This is a genomic window from Oliverpabstia intestinalis (genome assembly GCF_009696065.1).
Taxonomy (GTDB): domain Bacteria; phylum Bacillota; class Clostridia; order Lachnospirales; family Lachnospiraceae; genus Oliverpabstia; species Oliverpabstia intestinalis.
Map to the genome: position 1 here is coordinate 1 of NZ_VUMS01000070.1, position 2,781 is coordinate 2,781.

The window sequence follows — 2,781 nt, forward strand, 5'->3', positions numbered from 1 at the left end:
TTTGTTGAGGGTACAAACAGCAAATTGAAAATGATAAAACGTACCATGTATGGCCGTTGTGGCAAGGAGCTATTAGCCGCAAAACTTATATTGTCAAATAGCTAATACGGATAATTGCGGAAGAACCAGAATGAGAGCCATATATTCCGGTAATTCAGAGCCACCTTATTGGGCTCTATTACATATATTTCCTTTATACTGTAAATACACACCTTTGGTGTGAATACAGATAAAGGAGGTCGTAAGTTATGACCAAGTATCGTGAAATCCTACGCTTAAAAAGCTTAGGATTCAGTGAGAGGAACATCGCACAGAGTTGCGGTGTATCCAGAAACACAGTCGCTAAGGTTTTGAAAAAGGCAGCGGAAATCAAGCTTTCATGGCCGCTGGATTTCGACATGACCGACAGCGCACTAGAGGAGCTGATGTTTCCTAAGGATAAGTCGGCAACGAATAAACGCATGCCAAACTTTGACTACATTCGCAAAGAACTTCTGCGAAATGGTGTAAACAAAAAGCTTCTCTGGGTAGAATACTGTGAGGAGTGCCGCATGAGCAGCGAAGAGCCTCTAATGTATTCTCAGTTCTGCTACTACATCCAGAAGGATGAAGAAAAACGCAGGGCTACCATGCATATCCCCAGAAAACCAGGTGAACAGATTGAAGTTGACTGGGCCGGTGACCCTGCCCACATCATTGATCCGGACACCGGAGAAGTCACAGATGCATGGATATTTGTAGGTGTATTAACTTACAGTCAGTATGCTTTTGTAAAAGCATATATGAATGAGAAAACCGACAACTGGATCAAAGCTCATGTCCAGATGTTTGATTTCTTTGGAGGTGTCACACCTATGCTCGTTTCTGATAACTGTACAACCGCAGTGAATCATAAAAAGAGTGACTGGTACAACACTGCCTTAAACACCACTTATCATGAGATGGCAGAACATTACAATCTCGCCATCCTTCCGGCCAGAGTCCGGAAACCCAAGGATAAACCGAATGTAGAGGGATCAGTAGGAAAGATATCCACATGGATAACAGCAGCCCTTCGCAATGAGCAGTTTTTCTCTCTTGCAGAATTAAATGCTTCAATCCGTGAAAAACTGGATGCCTACAACGCCCGTAAATTTCAGAAAAAGGAATGTAGCAGACTCAGTTTATTTCTTGGGGAAGAAATGCCATTATTGGCTCCGTTGCCTGCTACACCTTTTGAACTGGCTGAGTGGAAACAAGCCACCGTCCAGTTTAACTATCACATCGCAGTAGACAGAATATTCTACTCCGTGCCTTATCAGTATATCAAAAATAAGGTTGATGTGCGTATAACAGATACAACGGTTGAAATATTTTATAATCACAATCGTATTGCCTCTCACAGACGACTCTATGGACGAAGCGGTCAGTATTCTACAGTGACAGAACATATGCCGCAGGAACACCAGAAATATCTGGAATGGAACGGTGACCGGTTCCGTAAGTGGGCTGATTCGATTGGAATTAACACAAGTAAGGTTGTCGATGCAATACTTACCTCCGGCAGGATTGAACAGCAATCCTACAGAAGCTGCATGGGCTTACTGAAACTGGCAGAAAAATATTCGCCAGAAAAACTGGAACAGGTCTGCGCTAAGGCGCTCTCTTATTCCGGTAAACCCAGCTATAAAAGTATCAAAAATCTATTGGCTGCAACAAAGGATGCACCTGATACCGAATCAGAATCATCTCAAGCAGTAAAACCACATGGCATAACCAGAGGAGCCAGATACTATGGAGGTAAAAAATCATGACAAATCAAAGTACAATCGATAAACTTATTGAAATGCGTCTGACTGCTATGGCAGATGCATTCCGCATCCAGATGGATGATCCTGCAATGAAGGAAGTTCCATTCGAAGATCGGTTCGGCATGCTTGTTGATGTCGAATACAGCAACCGCAAAAACAATCGTCTGAAAAGGCTGATCCGCCAGGCTGAGTTTGAACAGCCAGATGCCAGCATCGCAGCGATTGATTACCATTCTGGACGAAAGCTGAACAAAGCACTGATCAACCGTCTGGCAACCTGTGAATACATTACAGAATACCGGAACATCTTTATTACTGGAGCAACCGGAAGTGGTAAAACTTATATGGCCTGTGCCTTTGGCATGGAAGCATGCAAGCACTATTACTCAGTACGGTATATACGGCTTCCTGATCTATTATTGGACTTACAGGCTGCCAGGGACAATGGAACTTTCTCGACTGTCCTGAAGAAATACACCAAGCCAATAGTACTGATCATTGATGAGTGGCTGCTTCTTAAACTGACAGAAGCTGAAGCCAGGAATCTTTTTGAACTGATACATAAAAGACGAAAAAAATCTTCAACGATCTTTTGTTCTCAGTTCCGTGAAAGTGAATGGTACCAGCAGATCTGTGATGGTGAAAGTACTCTTGCCGATGCCATCATGGATCGTATATCGTATGATTCCTATAAGATCGATATTGAAAGTGTTGACCCATCTAAAGACCTCTCTATGAGAGAAGTATATGGACTGGATCCAGCAATGGCAAAGTAACTTAATAAACAAAATGGGGTGGCTCCGTTAGTCCGGACAGGTGGCTCTCGCCACACCGGACTGGCGGCTCTGCCGCACCGTAATATTCAACTCGCAACAGCTCCCATCCAAGGGAATTCCTGAAGGACTATTCCGGCATCTGCGTGACAGATGGATATCAGGTCTACCACAAAGTGGAAAAGGAGCGCGAGGATCTGCGAATCGCAGGCTGCTGG

The 2,781-nt window shown here is 43.8% G+C and carries 2 protein-coding genes and 1 pseudogene; all 3 read left to right on the forward strand.

The genetic code is table 11. The features are described 5' to 3' along the window. Positions 1-248 precede the first annotated feature (248 nt). On the forward strand, positions 249-1,793 hold the full coding sequence (gene istA, locus FYJ57_RS14875; protein WP_154433260.1) for an IS21 family transposase: 1,545 nt from the start codon (positions 249-251) through the stop codon (positions 1,791-1,793). Then, positions 1,790-2,566, forward strand: coding sequence for an IS21-like element helper ATPase IstB (istB, locus tag FYJ57_RS14880; protein ID WP_118566361.1), 777 nt, complete (start codon positions 1,790-1,792; stop codon positions 2,564-2,566). Before istA ends, istB begins: the two co-directional genes overlap by 4 nt. Before the next feature lie 89 nt (positions 2,567-2,655). Beyond that, positions 2,656-2,781, forward strand: a pseudogene (locus tag FYJ57_RS14885) (IS66 family transposase); the annotation flags it as partial.